2 protein-coding genes and 1 pseudogene are annotated in these 1419 nt (G+C 69.6%); all 3 read right to left on the minus strand.

The features are described from left to right. Positions 1-86: 86 nt before the first annotated feature. Positions 87-320 (minus strand): annotated as a pseudogene (locus G3N92_RS34045) (FecR/PupR family sigma factor regulator); the annotation flags it as partial. Positions 321-324: 4 nt separating this feature from the next. Next, on the minus strand, positions 325-834 hold the full coding sequence (locus G3N92_RS34050; protein ID WP_206131873.1) for a sigma-70 family RNA polymerase sigma factor: 510 nt from the start codon (positions 832-834) through the stop codon (positions 325-327). Between the two features lie 231 nt (positions 835-1065). Continuing rightward, positions 1066-1419 (minus strand): ATP-binding protein (locus tag G3N92_RS34055; RefSeq protein WP_241015206.1); only part of this gene is annotated, 354 nt, incomplete at its 5' end.

Consider the following 1419-nt stretch of genomic DNA (forward strand, 5'->3'; position numbering starts at 1 on the left):
TAGGAGTAAGAGTTGTGACAGATCCAGCGTCACGCGAGATCTCCGCTGCCACCAACCCTCTTTCCCTACACGACGCTCGTCCGATCGGCAGCGCGCGCCGCACCGGCGTCGACGCCGGAAGCCAGTTGCGACAGCCGCCCCTGCATGGTCTCGATATGCCGCCAGGCCGCGTCGTGCAGCGGATGCTCGGCGCGCCAGCGCTCGAAGCCGACTCGCAGCGCCGCGTCGCGCGCCCCGCCGCCGCCTTGCAGATCCACCCACCATTCCACCGCGCGCCGCGCGATGTCCGGCGGAATCGCCGGCCGTCCGTCGAGGCTCATCGGCTCACACCGCCATCGCGAAGAAGCATTGCGCGGCGGCCTTGACCAGATGGCGCTTGACCGTGGCGAGCGAGATGCCGAGCTCGGCGGCGATTTCCGTCTGCGTCAGGCCGTCGAGCTGGGCCAGCAGGAACGCGCGCTTGGCGGCCACCGGCAGGCCGTCGAGCAGGCGGTCGATTTCGAGCAGCGTTTCGAGCACCAGCGCGCGTGTTTCGGGCGATGGCGCGACCGGCTCCGGCTGGGCCGCCAGCGCCTCCAGATAGGCCGCTTCGAGCTGCTCGCGCCGCCAATGGTTGTACAGCACGCGCTGCGCCACCGTGGTCAGGAACGCGCGCGGCTCGTCGGCGCGGATCGGTTCCTCGCGCGCGAGCAGGCGCAGGAACGTGTCGTGCGCGAGATCGGCCGCGCGATGCGCGCAGCCGAGCTTGCGGCCGAGCCAGCGTTGCAGCCATGCGTGATGGCCGCTGTAAAGCGCATCGATTTCGCTGTGCAGGAGCAGTTTGTTGGCCGACATCGGACGTTCCCGGGCTGGGCGTAACGCGTTTCATCAGGTAAATGAGAATGATTATTATATACAATCACCAAAAATATCTCGAAATAAATCTGACGATGCCGGGGTGTTGCGGCGAGAACGCGACAGGCGTAGGGAACGTGCTGCGAGGAATGGGAGGCGGCCTTGCTGGCCGGAAGCCGCATGGCGACGCGGGCCGGGCGGCCCGCGTGGGCGTGGGCGTGGGCCGCGCGCTCAGGCGGCGGCGGTTTCGGCTTCGCCGTCGAAGCGGATTTCGACGGCCAGCCCGCGCCCGGCCGGGCCGTCGCCGAGCCGCACGGTGGCGTGATGTTGTTCGGCGATGCGTTTGACGATCGACAGCCCGAGCCCGCTGCCCGATTCGGCCACGCCCTGCGCGCCCACGCCGCGATAGAAGCGCTCGAACACGCGCGCGCGCTCGGCGGCCGGGATGCCGGGGCCGGTGTCGCACACCTCGATGACGGGCACGCCGTCGGCGGCGCGGCGCGTGCGCACGTCCACGCTTGCGCCGGCGCCCGCGTAGCGGATCGCGTTGTCCACCAGGTTGTTGAGCAGCACGCGCAGCGTGTC

Origin of the sequence: Burkholderia sp. Ac-20379 (assembly GCF_017104645.1) — a bacterium.
In the GTDB taxonomy this organism is placed as follows: Bacteria; Pseudomonadota; Gammaproteobacteria; order Burkholderiales; family Burkholderiaceae; genus Burkholderia.